Annotated in this window: 14 protein-coding genes, 2 pseudogenes and 1 riboswitch; of the genes and pseudogenes, 12 read left to right on the plus strand and 4 right to left on the minus strand. The window is 34.8% G+C overall.

The window, feature by feature from the left end; all coding sequences use genetic code 11:
- Positions 1 to 382: 382 nt before the first annotated feature.
- Positions 383 to 1,612, minus strand: coding sequence for an aspartate kinase (locus DN392_RS21565; RefSeq protein ID WP_061673199.1), 1,230 nt, complete (start codon positions 1,610 to 1,612; stop codon positions 383 to 385).
- Between the two features lie 202 nt (positions 1,613 to 1,814).
- A riboswitch (Lysine riboswitch) is annotated at positions 1,815 to 2,001 on the minus strand.
- Positions 2,002 to 2,192: 191 nt separating this feature from the next.
- Between DN392_RS21565 and DN392_RS21575 the strand changes: the two genes are divergently transcribed.
- From DN392_RS21575 to DN392_RS21585, 3 genes are read left to right on the plus strand one after another with little or no spacing between them, the layout of a single operon-like run.
- Entirely contained in the window at positions 2,193 to 3,101 is a 909-nt protein-coding gene (locus tag DN392_RS21575; RefSeq protein ID WP_000676662.1) for a DoxX-like family protein, read from the plus strand.
- A 3-nt stretch (positions 3,102 to 3,104) separates the two neighbouring features.
- Positions 3,105 to 3,716 carry a DUF4166 domain-containing protein gene (locus DN392_RS21580; RefSeq protein WP_088321455.1) on the plus strand — a complete coding sequence of 204 codons (612 nt, stop codon included), beginning with the start codon at positions 3,105 to 3,107 and terminating at the stop codon, positions 3,714 to 3,716.
- 5 nt (positions 3,717 to 3,721) lie between these two features.
- Positions 3,722 to 5,347, plus strand: a complete 1,626-nt coding sequence (locus tag DN392_RS21585) for a YndJ family protein (RefSeq protein WP_064449819.1) — start codon at positions 3,722 to 3,724, stop codon at positions 5,345 to 5,347.
- A gap of 29 nt (positions 5,348 to 5,376) precedes the next feature.
- On the opposite strand, the gene DN392_RS21590 is transcribed toward DN392_RS21585, so the two are convergent.
- Complete coding sequence (locus tag DN392_RS21590; RefSeq protein WP_061673195.1) at positions 5,377 to 5,862, minus strand: 8-oxo-dGTP diphosphatase; 486 nt, start codon at positions 5,860 to 5,862, stop codon at positions 5,377 to 5,379.
- Positions 5,863 to 5,999: 137 nt separating this feature from the next.
- On the opposite strand from DN392_RS21590, the pseudogene DN392_RS21595 reads away from it, so the two are divergent.
- Positions 6,000 to 7,264, plus strand: a pseudogene (locus DN392_RS21595) (MFS transporter).
- 28 nt (positions 7,265 to 7,292) lie between these two features.
- The gene (locus DN392_RS21600) at positions 7,293 to 7,571 is read left to right on the plus strand and encodes a hypothetical protein (RefSeq protein ID WP_061673193.1); all 279 of its coding nucleotides are present in this window, start codon (positions 7,293 to 7,295) and stop codon (positions 7,569 to 7,571) included.
- Positions 7,572 to 7,590: 19 nt separating this feature from the next.
- Here the strand turns inward: DN392_RS21600 and DN392_RS21605 are convergent, their stop codons facing one another.
- Positions 7,591 to 8,055, minus strand: a complete 465-nt coding sequence (locus tag DN392_RS21605; protein ID WP_064449818.1) for a hypothetical protein — start codon at positions 8,053 to 8,055, stop codon at positions 7,591 to 7,593.
- Positions 8,056 to 8,165: 110 nt separating this feature from the next.
- On the opposite strand from DN392_RS21605, the pseudogene DN392_RS21610 reads away from it, so the two are divergent.
- The 5 genes and pseudogenes from DN392_RS21610 to DN392_RS21630 all read left to right on the plus strand — a co-directional run.
- Positions 8,166 to 8,414, plus strand: a pseudogene (locus tag DN392_RS21610) (carbon starvation CstA family protein); the annotation flags it as partial.
- Between the two features lie 89 nt (positions 8,415 to 8,503).
- Positions 8,504 to 9,316 (plus strand): polyphosphate kinase 2 family protein, encoded by an 813-nt coding sequence (locus DN392_RS21615; RefSeq protein WP_064056734.1) that lies wholly within the window; start codon positions 8,504 to 8,506, stop codon positions 9,314 to 9,316.
- Positions 9,317 to 9,431: 115 nt separating this feature from the next.
- Positions 9,432 to 9,971, plus strand: coding sequence for a PadR family transcriptional regulator (locus tag DN392_RS21620; protein WP_016088421.1), 540 nt, complete (start codon positions 9,432 to 9,434; stop codon positions 9,969 to 9,971).
- A 31-nt stretch (positions 9,972 to 10,002) separates the two neighbouring features.
- Positions 10,003 to 11,760 carry an MFS transporter gene (locus tag DN392_RS21625; RefSeq protein ID WP_071743315.1) on the plus strand — a complete coding sequence of 586 codons (1,758 nt, stop codon included), beginning with the start codon at positions 10,003 to 10,005 and terminating at the stop codon, positions 11,758 to 11,760.
- A gap of 205 nt (positions 11,761 to 11,965) precedes the next feature.
- On the plus strand, positions 11,966 to 13,234 hold the full coding sequence (locus tag DN392_RS21630) for an MFS transporter (RefSeq protein ID WP_071743313.1): 1,269 nt from the start codon (positions 11,966 to 11,968) through the stop codon (positions 13,232 to 13,234).
- Positions 13,235 to 13,319: 85 nt separating this feature from the next.
- Here DN392_RS21630 and DN392_RS21635 read toward each other — a convergent pair whose 3' ends face one another.
- Positions 13,320 to 14,303, minus strand: coding sequence for a ketoacyl-ACP synthase III (locus tag DN392_RS21635; RefSeq protein WP_071743310.1), 984 nt, complete (start codon positions 14,301 to 14,303; stop codon positions 13,320 to 13,322).
- 180 nt (positions 14,304 to 14,483) lie between these two features.
- Here DN392_RS21635 and DN392_RS21640 point away from each other — a divergent pair, with 180 nt between their 5' ends.
- Complete coding sequence (locus DN392_RS21640; protein ID WP_071743307.1) at positions 14,484 to 15,038, plus strand: cobalamin biosynthesis protein CbiN; 555 nt, start codon at positions 14,484 to 14,486, stop codon at positions 15,036 to 15,038.
- A gap of 483 nt (positions 15,039 to 15,521) precedes the next feature.
- Positions 15,522 to 16,781: a GTPase HflX gene (gene hflX / locus DN392_RS21645; protein WP_061673188.1), complete on the plus strand. Its 1,260-nt coding sequence runs from the start codon at positions 15,522 to 15,524 to the stop codon at positions 16,779 to 16,781.

A 16,781-nucleotide genomic window follows, 5' to 3' on the forward strand; every position in this document is an offset into this window, starting at 1 on the left:
TTTATTATCTAATTATCCTTATAATTATACTAAAATCTCTTCTAAACAAAAAACACCTTGTCACAGTGTAGGAAAATGTGACAAAGTGTTTTCGGGTATAGTATATAACACCTTGTTAACGAACAACACTTCCTAAATCCTCTACTATTGAAATATGCGCGAACTTTATTTCGTGAATGCTATCATTTCAAGAATTTGATAATGTAGTTGCTATTCGATAAAATAACTTCGAGTTTCCCACAAAATATTCCTATCCTGTACGCAAATGGTTCGATTGTTGTAAATAACTTTCTTGTCACTCTATACAAAGCAAACAGCTTTCTATTTATATAGGAAGGAAATAGATTAATATGGGTTTGTAAGCTGTAATCCAAATGTAAAATTAACTCATCTGAACCAAAGGCTCAACTTTCGCCATAAATGATTGATGCAGTGCCTCCACACCTGTTACTAAATGAAGGCGGTCAATAACGACAGACACTTTAATTTCTGATGTACTTACCATTTTAATATGAATATTTTCTTCTTTTAAAGTAGTGAACATATTCGCAGCGACACCTGGGTTAGATACCATACCTGATCCTACAATGGATACTTTTGCTAAATGATTTTCATATTCTACAGATTCATAGTGTAGTGTTTCTTGATTTTGTTCCAATACCCCTAAAGTTTCTCTTAAATCATTAGAGTGGATTGAGAAGGAGAGGTGAACAGTTCCTTCATTTGTAATACTTTGAATGATGATATCTACATTAATATGTGCCGCTGCTAATGTAGAGAAAACTGTTGAAAGTGCACCTTGTTCCAATCCTTTCATTGTGACGCGTGTAATATTATCTTCAAATGCAATACCTTTAACGATTGATTGTTGTTCCATGTTACATTCTCCTTTTACAATTGTTCCATTTTCTTGTTCCATACTTGAGCGAACTTCTAAAACGACATTATGATTTTTAGCAAATTCAACAGCACGCGGATGTAATACACCAGCACCGAGGTTTGCAAGTTCTAACATTTCATCATAAGAAATTTCATCTAATTTATAAGCATTTTTTACAACTCGTGGGTCGGTCGTATATACGCCGGTCACATCCGTGTAAATATCACATTTTTTTGCTTTCAGTGCAGCAGCTAATGCAACAGCAGTTGTATCAGAACCACCGCGTCCAAGCGTTGTAATTTCATGATTTTCACTAACGCCTTGGAACCCAGCTATAATAACAATCGTGCCTTCAGCAAGATAAGATTGAATACGATCTGTATGAATGTCAGTAATCCGTGCATTACTATGTACAGATTCTGTCGTAATACCAGCTTGCCATCCTGTTAATGAAATTGCATGATAGCCTTTTGCTTGCAGTGCCATCGTTAATAATGAAATAGTTACTTGTTCTCCTGTAGATAGAAGCATATCCATTTCACGTTTACTTGGATTTTCTGTAATAGCGTTAGCGAGTGCGACAAGTTCATCCGTGCTTTTTCCCATTGCTGAAACGACAGAGACAATGCTATGACCTCGTTCATATTCTTCAATAATTAAATTTGCTACATGTTGAATGCGTTCGACGCTTCCGACAGAAGTGCCACCAAATTTTTGAACAATTGTTTCCATTACAAATTCCTTCTTTCGTCTATTTTTAAGAATAGATTAGGAAATATATAAATCCCAATACTCCTGTAGTTACCAGAAAGACAAACAAAAAACACCATCTCAAATAAGTGAGGATGGTGCTGTTACAGGAAAAGGGAAACAGAAAACGGAGCTAATAAAAAAACCGCCAAAAAAGGAATATCATAAAAAATGATATCTCTTTTTTGTAGATAGCTCTTCATACGTACACGTCTGTACATATGACAGTTCTGTTTCTATTCGAAAACAGCCCCAATTGATAAATGCAGAGAAATTTATCAATTTCGGCAATACTTCCTTTCATCTAAGTTCATAGACATCTCTGTGTCTCCATTAGAATACTCATAAGTATCGCAACCTCTATCTCACGTTTTAGGCGAGAGTGTTTGATTTATGAAGTTGTTGGTAACATTTATTTTATAATAATTTAAATTTTTCGGGGAATCAAGTGTTTTGTATAAATTTTAAAAATTCTTTCTTTTCTTGAGGGAGTTTGTGAAAACTGTAGCAAAATAAATTTATTGCATGTACATTAAACTTATAGCGCATAGGAGGTGGAAGAATGAAGGGGAAAAAGCCTATTTATGTTTCGGCAGAAATGAACACAACAATGGAAAAATTATGGGGATATACACAGGAACCAGATATACATACAGAGTGGGATGCTCGCTTTACTGAAATTTCGTATTTAGAGAAAAAAGAAGGAGAACCGCAGAAGTTTTTATATAAAACTAAAATTGGATTTGGACTTGAAATAGCTGGTGAAGGGGAATCGATAGGAGAAATAAGAAAAGAAACGGGTGAACGGATTTCTTCTTTAAAATTTTGGACAGATAATAAATTATCACTTATTCAAATAGGGCGTGGTTATTGGAAGTATACACCGCGTAAAGAACACATTCATTTTGAGACGCAATATGATTACGATACGAGGTTTGGTCGTATAGGAAATGTAATAGATTTCTATATGTTTCGTCCGTTATTAGGCTGGGCGACTGCTTGGAGTTTTGATGCTTTAAAATTATGGTTAGAAAAGGGACTTCATCCGAGATTACTAATTAGAAGAACAATGACATATTGGCTTGTATGTTTTTTATTTGCTTTTGTATGGATGTATCAAGGAATAGTGCCGAAACTAGTGTTTACTCATTCAGAAGAAGTAAAAATGCTATCTGTGATAATTGGTTCAACGGAATATAGTATTTTTGTACTTAAAATAATTGGATTATTAGAAATTATTTTTGGTGTCCTATGGCTGTTGCCATTTCCAAAACGAAAAGTATTTGTCGTACATATTTTTATGTTAATAGCCTTAACGATAGCGGCAGGATTTACGAATGTCGCAAGCTTTACAGAGCCGTTTAATCCAATTACATTAAATGTTTTACTAATGGGGTTATCAATTGTCGGTTATATAAATAGCACGAATTTGCCAAGCTCAAAAAATTGCAAGAGGAAGAGAAAGGGATAATGTATGGCTAATATGTATGAAAGACTATTAGGGGATTCTTATAAAAAACTTCATCTAAAATTACAGAAACGCTATGAGATTACAGAAGAAAATAGCTTTACTGGAGAAGGAAAGATGGATGAAATTTACGGAGGTTCTTTTTTCGTAAAATTAATATTAAAAATTGCATCGAAGTTTAGAATGTTTTTCTCTGAGCGGGGGAAGGAAGTGCCATTTACAATACATAATACCGCTGAGCGAGATGAACATGGAAATGAATTTGTGCGGTGGAATCGTACTTTTTATTTTCATAATAAGAAAAGATACTTTAACGCCATTATGCAGATGGATGAAGAGAATAATGAAATTTTAGATTATTTTGGTGAACCGCAAATACTTGTTTCTACATTGAATTTTCATATTGATGAGGTGGGGGCAATGCATATTTCTTCAAAGAAACAATGGTTTTACATGTTTGGAAGGAAAGTCCCGTTACCTAGGTTTTTATACGGAGAGGCCAATATTGTAGAAAGTTATGATGAAACACTACAGTGCTTTCGAATTCATGTACAAGTAAGCAATCCGTTAATTGGTTCATTATTTTCATATAAGGGAACATTTGTAGAGAGGAAATAAATGATATGAAAAATATAATAGTTGGGTTTGCTTGTTATATTATTTTTTTAATATGTGAGTGGTCAAATATAAACCCGGTGGAAGCAATTATTTTATTATCTATTTTGTTATTTATACCGATGTCATTTTGCATCATTGATAAGAAAACAAGAAATGGATCGTATGTATTCTTTTATAAATTTGTGTTGCTGTTATATCCAATTGCAGCAATTAGTGCAATGTTAGCTTTCGTAACAAATCATTATTTCTTTGCATTACTTTGGTTTGTATATACAGGAATCGTTGCGTTATTTGGTATAAGTAGATTGCTAGAAAGAGGATGGAAACCGTTAGAAGAGACAGCTATCGATAGTGCGTTTATGTATTTGTTTTTAGGTGGTTTCTGGTTTTTTGCTTCTGTAGCAAAGCTTTCCATTATGCACTTTAGTTCCGACATTGTTTTGCTTACAGCTGCACACTTTCATTATTCGGCATTTCTATTGCCGTTATCAGCTGGTTTAATTGGGAGGAAAAGAGAAAAGAGAAGTAAAGTATATGATGCTATTATGTTTGTCATCGTCATTTCACCTATGACAGTTGCAATAGGAATTACGTACTCAAGAGTATTTGAATTTTTTGCAGTGTTCCTATATGTATGCGCTATTTATAGTTATGGGATTTATGTTTGGCGTACGAAATTTAATGCTATTAGTGCAAAGATTCTCCTAATCATATCGTCTAGTACACTCATGGTAACAATTATGTTTTCACTTATATATTCGTATGGGAATTTGAAACATGTAATGACGATTACAATTGCTCAAATGGTTTGGATTCACGGTGTTGTCAATGGAATTGGAGTAGCGTTACCAGCATTTGTCGGTTGGATGATTGAAAAGAGTGCTCCGAATTATAAATATTACGGGAAACCAATGAGCAGGTTAAGAGGAAATACGACAGTTGGGGAAGCATTCTTACATAACAGAAGTTTAATAGATAGCAAGGAATACAAAGGTTTAGTTGATAATATGAACGATTTTCATAGTGAGGGATTTGACATGGCGAAGATTCCTATAAGTATTACTCGTTTTTATGAAAATACAAAAGAGTATGAGTTACAATCGCATATTAAGTGGGCTCGTTGGTTTCGTCCGATTGCATTTTGCTATGAGAAAATGAGTAAGCGTGTAGGACAAATACATTTAGGAATGAGCGGTAAGTGGGAAACGATGCATGGCTCTATCGTTGGGATAATAGATGAGAAAGATGGAAGGGAGAATGTAAGGGCTTGGCTAAGAAAAAATGAAGCAGGAGAATCTATTTTTGTAGCTCTTTACTCAAAGCACACATATAAGAGCGAGACATATATGAATATTGCATTACCTTTACCATATTCGAATATGACGGGGGTTTTAAAATTATGTAATAAGAGTAATGATTTAATCATTACTAGTAAGCTGAGAAGAAATGGTAAAGGAGATGAGGGGATTTATTTACATACTCGTTTCTTTACAATTCGTTTACCGTTAGCAGAGACTTTTATTATAAAGGAGAACACGAATCACATATTAGAAGCTAACCATAGAATGTGGATATTTGGAGTTAAGTTTTTAGAAATTGATTATGAGATTAAGAAAAGAGAAGGAAAGTGAAAAAAGCTTGGAGAGATACCAAGCTTTTTTTACGTATGCGTAATTGTCATAGCAACTTGTTTATCTAAGTCTCGGTCCCAAACACGTTGAATTTCAAACGTACCTATTTCAAAAAATAATGGGAATCTCTCTTTAAACCAATCTTGCATAGGAAGATTTAATGCTGTATCAATTGGCACCCATAATAATTCGCCTTCAGGAGGATTCAAAAGGAGTTCACCTTCAAATGAATCTGTCCAATAGTTAAATACCATATATCGAACATTTTCTTTCGGATTTACGTATTCATCTAATCCTTTAAAAGTTAAATTTGAAACAAGTAATCCAGTTTCTTCTTTTACTTCTCGTTTAGCAGCTTGAACGATACTTTCTGGGAAATCTACTTTTCCGCCAGGAGCGATGTAGCCAGGAAAACCTCGATGATCGGGGCGTTTTATAAGTAAAACTTCATTATTTCGCTGGATCATACACATTGTATAGATGCGGTGCTCGATGTTATGAGAATTTTGAGGCATAATAATGTATTCTCCTTTATATTTATTTTGATAATTTTACCATAACATAATGGTTTCTTATATAATTGAAAAAGAATATTAGGAATTTTTAGTAAAATATTATAAAGTCTATAATCATTTGAAAAGAGGAGAGAGAAATGCAAGGGGAAGTACAAAGAGAAAAAGCTTTGGGGTATGTTGGTAAATTATTGTTGCCAGTTAAAGCGTCACGACATTTTAAGTTTTTGTGGATTGGGCAATTACTTTCGACTTTAGGGAGTTCTATAACGATGGTTATTTTGCCAGTCGTTGTTTATTCATTGACTGGTTCAACAGTTGTAATGGGGATGACAATGGCAATGTACATGCTACCAAATATTCTTGCTTTACCGTTTGCGGGTTTAGTTGTAGATCGAATTGACCGAGTAAAATTAATGTTATTTACAGACATAATCCGCTGTATATTAATGCTATTACTTGCAACACTTATATTTATGGATGTTTTAACAATTCCATTTCTATACGTACTAGTGGCATTATATGGGCTTATGGAAGGCATATTTCAGCCAGCGTATTCAGCTGTAAGAGCAAAAGTATTTGTACCAGAAATTCGAAACGCAGCTAATGCATTAACACAAATGAGTAATCAAGGTATTCGATTAATTGGACCGGCTCTTGGAGGATTGATCGTTTCAGTTGCATCTGCTGGGATAGGGTTTGGATTAGATGCAGTAACGTATTTGTTATCATTTTTTTGTTTATTATTTTTAAGAGAGATAAAGTTTAAAAAAGTAAAACCTATTGAAAAGAGAAAAATCGATTACAAACAAGATTTTATGGAAGGTGTTTTCGTTTTAAAAAGTCATCCGTGGCTGTGGATTACAATTTTAGTTTTTTCTTTCATAAATATTTGTTATGCCGGCATTATCGTCGTATTAATTCCATGGTTATTTAATGTTCACCATCATTTTGAAGCATACGTGTATGGATTAGGAATGGCATCTTCTGGTGTTGGAGCTGTAATTGCCGCGCTAATATTTGGTGGGAGGGAACGGTGGCATAAGCGGGGATTACTTGCCTATGGTGGTGTTTTAATAAGTGGTTGTGCGCTTTTAATAATGCCGTTTATTGCTTGGGCACCTGCACTAATTGGATTAATGGCAATTGAAGGGTTCGGTATGATGATATTTGGACTCATTTGGGAAACAAGTTTACAAGAGCTTGTGCCAGAAGAAGCATTTGGAAGGGTGGCAAGCCTTGATATGTTAGGTTCATTTGCTTTATTGCCACTAGGTTATGTGGTTGTAGGCTGGTTAGCTACTGTCATAGGTGGCGAAATAACGATTATAGCACTAGCTATTTTAGTACTTGTAACAATTGGAATAGCATTGTCTGTACCAAGAGTATTCGTCGGTTCGATTGATTATGTAAGCTAAAAGGGGATATGGTATATGAATATAGAAAACCTACATGATTTACTAGTAGATGAGTTGGGATGTAAATATATTTTAGGGGAAAAGGTATTTGAAGCAAAAAATTTCACAGTCTATATCGCTACCCATAGAGGAAATAAGCTAACATATAATCAACTAGTATTAATAAAGCATCTTTGTAACGAAAAGCCTACCGTACATATTTGGGACAAGAAAATTAGTACGGTAGCAACAAAAATGGAAATCACAAAAGAAGTGACAGAAGCGATACAAGCTGGTTTTAAAAAGCAAGAGTAAGCCCTAATCAAATTAGGGCTTACTCTTCATTAAACACAAATGTTTGTTTCATTTTTTCACTCTCATTTACCGGATGGCCATTATACGAGAAATTTTTTTCTTCCCAAGTAATGACGACTTTGAAATTATGGCTGTTAAAGTCTAAAGGGAATACCATGTAGTCAGAGCCTGTCTGACTTTTAGAAACGTTTATATTAGGTGTCGTAGGTTTAACAGTAGCTTTAGAGGTAGGATTGTTATCAAGTATTTCTACAGATACGTTTGATACATCATGACCGATGTTTTTTACGAGTAAACTGTACGTATCAAATACACCTTGTTTTGGCTGGATTGCTTGCTTGTTTGAGTTATGAGATTTATCAATTTCAATATACCATTGTTTAGACTGTGAAGAAATTGGTAGTGATGGAAATGTATAAGCACTAGCATGCATCGGTAGTGCTACACAGATAAGTACAAAGAGAGAAAATATTTTTCGTTTCATCTTTAGAGAACTCCCATTCTGTAACGGATTTATTTATTATTATCTTCTTTTTATGAGAGGGTATACCATAATTCAATTGTAAAAAATATAGTCTCTCTTAGTGAATAAGATGGAGGGATTTCTCTTGGGCTAAATAATCGACTGTAGCAATTGCGTGATGGATTGGAGCAGTGTATTTATTCATAAAAGGAAAAGTGGATGTAGTTTCCTTAATTCCCGCGATATTTATGACGCTCATGACAGTAGTTTACATTTTAAATGCAAAAATTGGTTTTAATATTTCGCTATATATAACTTATATTGTGGATGCGGTTATTACTATTATTTTAATTGCTATATTCTTTATGAAAGCTGCGTAGAGATTTTTCTACACAGTTTTTTACAATATGAAAAAATTACCAAAAGTATGTTAAGATAATATTGTCATACAACAAGGGGGAATTGTTTTATGGAAAATGGACATCTTGCTAAAGTAGATTTAATGAAAAGAATAGAATCGAAATCTAAGTATAATAAGAAACTTGAAAAATACCAAAGGCGTTTATTAGCACTGCAGCAAATTGTAAAAGAAGAAAAAATTGCAGTTATGCTCGTTATGGAAGGTTGGGATGCGGCTGGAAAAGGGGGAGCGATTAAGCGAGTGACGGAACACCTCGATCCGCGTGGGTTCCAAGTAGATCCAATTGGAGCACCAGCGCCTCATGAAAAACGGTACCATTACTTGCAACGTTTCTGGCGGAAACTACCTCAGTACGGGCAAATTACTATTTTTGATCGCTCATGGTACGGCCGTGTGTTAGTTGAGCGTGTTGAAGGCTTTGCTACAGAGGAAGAGTGGACGAGAGCGTATGATGAGATTAATGACTTTGAAAAACTACTAACAGATGATCATTATATAATCGGGAAGTTCTTCTATCATATTAGTAAAGATGAGCAATTAAAGAGGTTTAAAGATAGAGAGAACAATCCTTTGAAACGATGGAAAATTACAGAGGAAGATTGGCGTAACCGTGAAAAATGGGACGAGTATGTCGAAGCAATGGAAGACATGTTTGAAAAAACAAATAAGCCAAATGCGAAATGGGAAATTATTGCGAGTAATGATAAATTATACGCTCGATTGAAAACGTTGAAAGTGATAATTTCATTAATTGAGGATTATCTCTTAGAACATAATATAGAATTACCTTCGTATTATTATGAGATGAAAGAAGGTAAGACAGAAGGCTTTGAAGCTAATCAAGATGTAGTTGTAAAATAGTATAAGGTTTGTATATGAAATATAAAGTAGAGATACCCTGTAATGTTGAACAACAAAATTACAGGGTGTTTTTTTATTTAGAATTATTGATTATATACTATGTGGGGGTCTTATTTTGAAGGGAAGAGATGTTGTTTTAGGTTTACTAATGGAAAAAGAATTATCTGGTTATGATATTAAAATTGTGTTCGAAGACGTATTTACTCATTTTTTTGATGGGAGTTTTGGAATGATTTATCCAACGTTACGACAGTTGGAAAAAGAGGGGAAAATAAAGAAAGAAGTTATTATGCAAGAAGGGAAACCGAATAAGAAAATGTATTTTATTACAGATGAAGGGCGTGAGGAGTTTTATCAATACATGCAAACAGATGTAGAGAAAGATGTTTTACGTTCAGATTTTTTAATGAGGATGTATTTCGGTAATTATAGTGATGATAAGGCGATAAAAAAATGGATTGAGGACGAAATTGAAAGGAAAGAAGCATATATTGCGGATCTTCGTTTGAAATATGAAAAGTGGAGAGAAGGTATGACTTTTGTCGAGGAAATTTCACTTGATGTAGGTATCGCATCGTATAGTGCTCAAGTAGAGACATTGAAAAGAAAACTAGAGCAATTAGAAGCAAAAGAACACAATAAAATGCAAGAATGAAAACACGTTCACAATAAAGGGGTAGAAGGAAATGGAGCAATCAAAGGGTATTAAGATTGTCTTTTTAATGTGTCTAGGTATCTTTCTTTGTATGATTGATACGACAATTATGAATATAGCTTTACCGGCTATACAAAGGAGTGTAAATACTTCATTAGAGAAGATGTCTTGGGTATTAAATGTTTATACAATGACAATTGCAGTACTCGCCATTCCACTAGGACGGATAGCTGATATTTTTGGAAAAGCAAAGATGTATATTCTTGGCCTGGTGGTTTTTGGTGGTGGATCGGTACTTTGCGCTTTTGCTAATACAGGCGACTTTCTCATTTTTTCTCGTTTTATCCAAAGCATTGGGGCAGCCATTTTATTTCCAACAAGTATGGTGATTGGTGTATCTGCAATGCCATTAGCTAAGAGGCATGTTGCACTTGCAATTTTAGGAGTAACACAAGGATTGTCAGCGGCGATGGGACCAGTAATAGGTGGAATTATTACACAAAATTTCGGTTGGAGATGGGTGTTCTTTGTTAATGTTCCAATTTGTATTCTTGGAATCATTTTATGCTGCATTATGCTACAAATAAAAAATGAAGAACGTATTATCTCAAAAATAGATTGGGGAGGACTAGTATTAAGTAGCACAGCAATTTTTTCTTTGACTCTCATATTAGTAAAAGGAAATACATGGGGATGGCAAAGTAATATTGCTTTGTTTTGTTATGCACTTAGCGCTATTTCTCTTGTTCTATTTGTTCTAGTAGAACGAAAGATTCATAATCCAATGGTGAATTTAAAGTTATTTCAAGATCGAATGTTTGTCGGGGCATCTATCGTTGTAATATTGAGTAATTTATTTTTAATTGGAGTTACTGTATTGCTTCCAACATTCTTGACGAAAATACAGGGTCGAACGGAAATTGAAGCAGCTTTTTTAGTGACACCTATTTCAGCAATGATATTTTTTGTTTCACCAGTTGCAGCAACTTTAATTCAAAAGCTTGGAAAAGTAACTATTATTTTGTCAGGATTTCTTGTTATGGGTCTATCTTATTATTGGTTGCAAATGATTGGTGTTAATTCAACAAATATAGAAATAATTATTCCATGTATGATACTAGGTGTTGGATATGGTTTAGTAGTAGGTCCAATTACAGTTTTAAGTGCATCTTCGTTTGAAGGGGAATTATTAACCGCTTCTCAAAGTGTTGTATCGATGTTACGACAAGTTGGAATTGTATTAGCGGTCGCAATATTTGTATCTAATTTAACGTACAATTTAGCTGTAAATAAAGAGAATGTATATCGTTATGCAGAAGAAAAAGTACGCAATATTCATGTGGATCGTACTCAGCAAGCTGAAATATTACAAGCAACAAAAGAAAAGATAGAGAAACAAAGTATAGACACAATTGCAGAAGTGAAACAAAATGAAACATTTTTAGGGTTAAATAAAGGGGAAAAAGAAGAGTTAATTCACCAAAAGGTGGATGAAGTATTAAGCGGAGTTCCAGTAGAATATAGAGATGTAAAAAGAGAAGAAGTTATGAATCAAGTGACAAAAGAAGTTGAAAAACAAGAGGGAAATATAAAGAAAGAGGTACTTGCATTTTCAAATGATGTGAATCACTATGCTCAAAATCAGATGGCAATGAGTTTTACAGATTTATATAAAGCGAGTGTGCCAATTATTTTAGTTTTTGCTTTAGTAAGTTTATTATTTTGGGAAGGAAAGGCTTTGAGTAAAAAGAGAGGGGAAAGAGTTGTAGGGGGAGTGTATGGGAAATAAGCTAAAGGTGAGTTATATTCAAATGATGGAATGCTAGCTGTGAAAAAATTAGTATAGTTATTTTGGGAACCCCTCGGTAATAGGCCAAATGTAAACCGTGGGGTTCTTTATATGTATAAATGAATTTCAGCATTTTAAATTTGGGGATATTGTTGTTCTATAGTACATTAACAAGAGATATTAGTTTTATAGAGAGGGTGAGAAAATGATAGATACAGCAGATGCTTCAACAAGTAATCAAACATACACAGCAGAAGACCAACAAAAATTATACAAACGAACATTACTAATCGTCAGCATCTCACAAATGTTCGGCGGTGCGGGATTAGCTGCCGGAATTACAGTAGGTGCACTTCTTGCACAGCAAATGCTTGGGACAGATGCATATGCAGGATTGCCAGCAGCTATGTTTACAATGGGATCTGCGGTAGCGGCTTTCTTTGTTGGGAAGTTATCACAAAAACATGGTCGCCGCATAGGGCTTGCAGGAGGTTTTATTGTAGGTGGACTAGGGGCTATTGGAGTTGTGGTGGCAGCTTTAACAAATAGTATTATTCTTTTACTAGTTTCTTTACTTATATATGGCGCGGGCACAGCTACGAATTTACAAGCGCGTTATGCTGGAACGGATTTAGCGAATAAGAAGCAAAGAGCAACTGCTATTAGTATTACGATGGTAATGACGACTTTTGGTGCAGTCGCAGGTCCAAATTTAGTAGGTGTAATGGGAAGGTTTGCTCATTCAATTGGAATTCCTGAACTTGCTGGTCCGTTCATATTATCGGCAGCAGCATTTATACTAGCTGGTTTTATTCTATTTGTTATGCTTCGTCCAGATCCGTTACTTATTGCTAATATGATAGAAACATATAAACAAGAGCGTACATATAAAGGGCAAGCAGTAATAGAAGAAGCGACAGAAAATAAACGAGGTATTACAGTTGGGGCAATCGTAATGATACTTACTCAAATCGTGATGGTTGCAATTATGACGATGACTCCAGTTCATATGGGGCATCACGGTCATGGATTAAGTGCAGTAGGACTTGTGATTGGTTTTCATGTAGGTGCAATGTATCTTCCATCTCTCGTTACAGGAATGTTAATTGATAAAATTGGAAGAGCTACGATGAGTATAGCTGGCGGAGTAATTTTACTAGCAGCAGGTGTCATAGCTGCGATAGCGCCGAGTGATTCTTTAATACTATTAATTGTTGCTTTGTCTTTACTTGGATTAGGATGGAACCTCGGTTTAATAAGTGGAACGGCTCAAATTGTTGATGCAACTATACCTTCCACACGTGCAAAAACACAAGGGAAAATAGATGTGTTTATTGCGCTAGCTGGAGCTTCAGGTGGAGCGATGTCAGGTATGGTAGTGGCGAATTCAAGTTATGGGGCATTGTCATTAGCTGGAGGAGTGTTAGCTTTCATGCTCATTCCTGTTGTGATATGGACTCGGACAGGTAAATAAAATTAAGATGAAAGAAGCTGCGTTCAAAGGGAGGTAACCAATCTTTGAATGCAGCTATTTTGTAGTGAATTGTATAAAAAAACTTTTAGTTTAAATCCCACTCCACAATAAGGCCTAAATGCGTAAGACCACCGCCAAATCCGTATAGTAAAAGTGTGTCTCCGTTATTTAATTTTCCTTCTTTCCTAGCTAAGTCCAGAGCGAGTGGAATGGAAGCCGAAGATGTATTTCCCATGTGTTTTACACTTGTTAAAGTTTTTTGAATTGGAATTTCGGTTTTCTCACAAATAGATTCAATCATTCGTAAGTTAACACTGTGTGGTATGAACCAGTCTATATCATCTATTTGCATATTTGCGGTATGTAATAGTTCTTTTATACCTGCTGGCACTGTACGAGTTGCCCATTTATATACTTCTCTCCCGTTTTGAACGATTTTTTCATTTGTTTGCAGTGGTGTGCCATTCATAGTAGTAGATAAGTTTGTTCTGTATAGGTGAATGCCGCCGTCACCATTTGTTCCCATGTGAGCAGCGACAAAGCTTGGTTTGTTTTCATCTCTTTCTAATAAAATAGCTCCAGCACCATCGCCAAATAAAATGCAAGTCGTTCTATCGGTGTAATCAGTAACTTTAGATAATGTCTCTGTCGCTACGACAAGTACTTTTTTGTGTGATCCAGAAGTGATTAAGCTATTACCGACGTGCAGGCCATATGTGAAACCAGCGCAAGTTGCATTTAAATCAAATGCTATTGTATGAGGTATGCTGAAGTGTTGTTGTATTTGACACGCGACACTCGGAAAAACATAGTCAGCGGTTGTTGTAGCGACGATGATACAGTCTATATCTTCTAAGTTCTTTTTAAAAGTTGTACATAAATTTTCAATTGCTTTAATGGCTAAGTGTGAGGAATATTCGTCTTCGCTCGCGATTCGTCTTTCCTTCATTCCTGTTCTTTGTACAATCCATTCATCATTCGTATCAATCATTTTCTCTAAATCGTTATTAGATAATATTTGATTTGGAACATAAGTACCAATTGCAGTAATACGAGATTTAGAATGCATGGGAACATCCCCTAACTTATTTTTATAACCTGATACTATTATTAGGTTATAAAAATGTCAATAAAGACTTTTATTGTATTGAAACGAAAAAGCTTAACTTACTATGAAGGAATTTGGCGAGTGTTGTAAAAAATAATATACGATAAGTTTTTAAATTGATAATGAAGAGAGTTGGGCTCTTTGAAAAGAATTTTGTATATATTGCCTGTTGTCATTATTTGTAGCTTTATTCTTATTATTTTTCCAGGGAAATCTTATGCTTGTGATTGTATTAACGTATCAGCAGAAGATGCATTTCAAAAAAACGATGTAGTATTTGAGGGGAAGGTAATTGAGGTTGGAAGGAAAGAAGGGGTTGGGATTGAAGTATTATTTGAAGTGAAGAAAATTTGGAAAGGGACAACTTTTTCGCAAATTATTGTATATACAAATGGTGGTGATTGTGTATTTCACTTTGTAGAAGGAGGAGAGTATTTAGTATATTCTTCTCAAAGAGGATCAGAAAAACAATTACACACACATAGTTGTAGTGGAACGAAGAGATTAGATGAGGCAGGGGCGGACAAAGTGGCTTTAAGTCAAATTGCAAAAGAGTCTATTCCGACGAAGAAAGTCGATTTAAAAGGGAAGATGGTCAGCGGTTTCAGTTGGTGGCAAGTTGTTACCCTTTCTATAGGTCTGTTACTAATAGTAGCTCTTGTGATTTTTAGTGTAAGAAGAACGCGCAAAAAATGACAATTAAAGTAAATATATAAGGATTTTCTTTCTGTTTCTATAGGTGGTTTAATCTTGTGAAAGCGAATTACTTATGCTACACTTTATGTAACTTAAAATGAACGGAGGGGCTTCCTTTGATCTTAATCAGATTACGTCTCAATACTTTGTGCAAATAATTGAATAGCGCTCAAAGGCTCTGTCTGTGTGCAGAGTGAACGGGATTGGTCTGCCTATTTTAAAGGAACCCTTTATTAAGCTTATATGTGAAAAAGAGGGAGGGACGAATACGCCCTCTTTTTGTTTTGCCTTTATAAATAGAATGGGATCGTATAGGTGAACACTTATTGTGGATGCGTATATGATCATGGGACTTTTTGACTATGAGATAGGATGAAAGTATAACTTTCTTCTATTTCTTTGGTGAACCCTTATCCGTTTACGAAAACACAGGCAGTAACCTGTGTTTTTTATTTTACGTAATCGAAATGGAGGAATAAATATATGGAAGAATTATTACAAAGAGCAGTTTTAGTTGGAGTAAATTTAGGTAATGAAGATGATTTTGCATATTCAATGGAAGAGCTAACAAATCTTGCAGAAGCTTGTGATGTAGAGGTAATTGGACAAGTGACGCAAAATTTACAACGAGTAAATCCATCCCATTATATTGGAAAGGGAAAAATCGAAGAAGTAGCAGCTTATGTAAATGAAGTAGATGCGAATATGGTAATCTTTAACGACGAATTATCTCCTTCTCAAATTCGAAATTTAGAAGCGGATTTAGATTGCAAAGTAATTGACCGTACCATATTAATTTTAGATATTTTTGCGCAACGTGCGAAAACGAAAGAAGCGCAGTTGCAAGTAGAGGTAGCGCACCTTCAGTATATGATGCCTCGTTTAATAGGTCTTCGTGAATCGTTAGGGAGACAGAGCGGCGGAGTTGGCACGAAAAATAAAGGTGTCGGTGAGAAGAAATTAGAGTTAGATCGTCGTAAAATTGAAGAACAGATTTCAGTTTTAAATAAAGATCTAGAAGCACTTGTTGCGCAGCGTCAAACACAGCGAAAGCAACGTAAGAAAAATGAAGTACCAGTTGTAGCATTAGTAGGTTATACGAACGCAGGAAAGTCAACGACGATGAATGCGATGCTTGAAATTTATAATGGTACAGAAGAAAAACAAGTATTTGAAAAAGATATGTTATTCGCGACGTTAGAAACATCTGTACGAAATATTGATTTGCCAGATAACAAATCATTCTTATTAACAGATACTGTTGGGTTTGTAAGTAAATTACCGCATCATCTTGTAAAAGCATTCCGTTCAACATTGGAAGAGGTAGCGGAAGCAGACTTACTTATTCATGTTGTAGATTACGCAAATCCAAATTATGAACAGTTAATTGATATTACAAATGAAACGTTAAAGAAAATTGGAGTAGAAAATATTCCAACAATCTATGCTTATAATAAATCAGATATGGTAGATGTTGAAATTCCGAAAGTGCAAGAAGACCGCGTTTATTTATCAGCGAAGAAACATGTTGGAATTGAAGAACTTGTAGAAATGATTCGCTCACACATCTATAAAGAGTATACGAAGTGTGAAATGTTAATTCCGTATGATCAAGGACAGGTAGTTTCTTATTTTAATAATCATGCGCACGTTCTATCTACGAGTTATGAAAACGAAGGTACGAAACTAGAAGTAGAATGTAAGACGAGCGATTACGAGAAGTATAAGCGTTTTGCAATTTAA

The organism is Bacillus sp. BB51/4 (assembly GCF_008368845.1).
In the GTDB taxonomy this organism is placed as follows: domain Bacteria; phylum Bacillota; class Bacilli; order Bacillales; family Bacillaceae_G; genus Bacillus_A; species Bacillus_A wiedmannii.

Bases quoted from the DNA above. Each gene is read 5' to 3' on its own strand.
- DN392_RS21565 (WP_061673199.1), bottom strand. From the start codon at position 1,612: ATGGAAACAATTGTTCAAAAATTTGGTGGCACTTCTGTCGGAAGCGTC.
- DN392_RS21575 (WP_000676662.1), top strand. From the start codon at position 2,193: ATGAAGGGGAAAAAGCCTATTTATGTTTCGGCAGAAATGAACACAACA.
- DN392_RS21580 (WP_088321455.1), top strand. From the start codon at position 3,105: ATGGCTAATATGTATGAAAGACTATTAGGGGATTCTTATAAAAAACTT.
- DN392_RS21585 (WP_064449819.1), top strand. From the start codon at position 3,722: ATGAAAAATATAATAGTTGGGTTTGCTTGTTATATTATTTTTTTAATA.
- DN392_RS21590 (WP_061673195.1), bottom strand. From the start codon at position 5,862: ATGCCTCAAAATTCTCATAACATCGAGCACCGCATCTATACAATGTGT.
- DN392_RS21600 (WP_061673193.1), top strand. From the start codon at position 7,293: ATGAATATAGAAAACCTACATGATTTACTAGTAGATGAGTTGGGATGT.
- DN392_RS21605 (WP_064449818.1), bottom strand. From the start codon at position 8,055: ATGAAACGAAAAATATTTTCTCTCTTTGTACTTATCTGTGTAGCACTA.
- DN392_RS21615 (WP_064056734.1), top strand. From the start codon at position 8,504: ATGGAAAATGGACATCTTGCTAAAGTAGATTTAATGAAAAGAATAGAA.
- DN392_RS21625 (WP_071743315.1), top strand. From the start codon at position 10,003: ATGGAGCAATCAAAGGGTATTAAGATTGTCTTTTTAATGTGTCTAGGT.
- DN392_RS21630 (WP_071743313.1), top strand. From the start codon at position 11,966: ATGATAGATACAGCAGATGCTTCAACAAGTAATCAAACATACACAGCA.
- DN392_RS21635 (WP_071743310.1), bottom strand. From the start codon at position 14,303: ATGCATTCTAAATCTCGTATTACTGCAATTGGTACTTATGTTCCAAAT.
- hflX (WP_061673188.1), top strand. From the start codon at position 15,522: ATGGAAGAATTATTACAAAGAGCAGTTTTAGTTGGAGTAAATTTAGGT.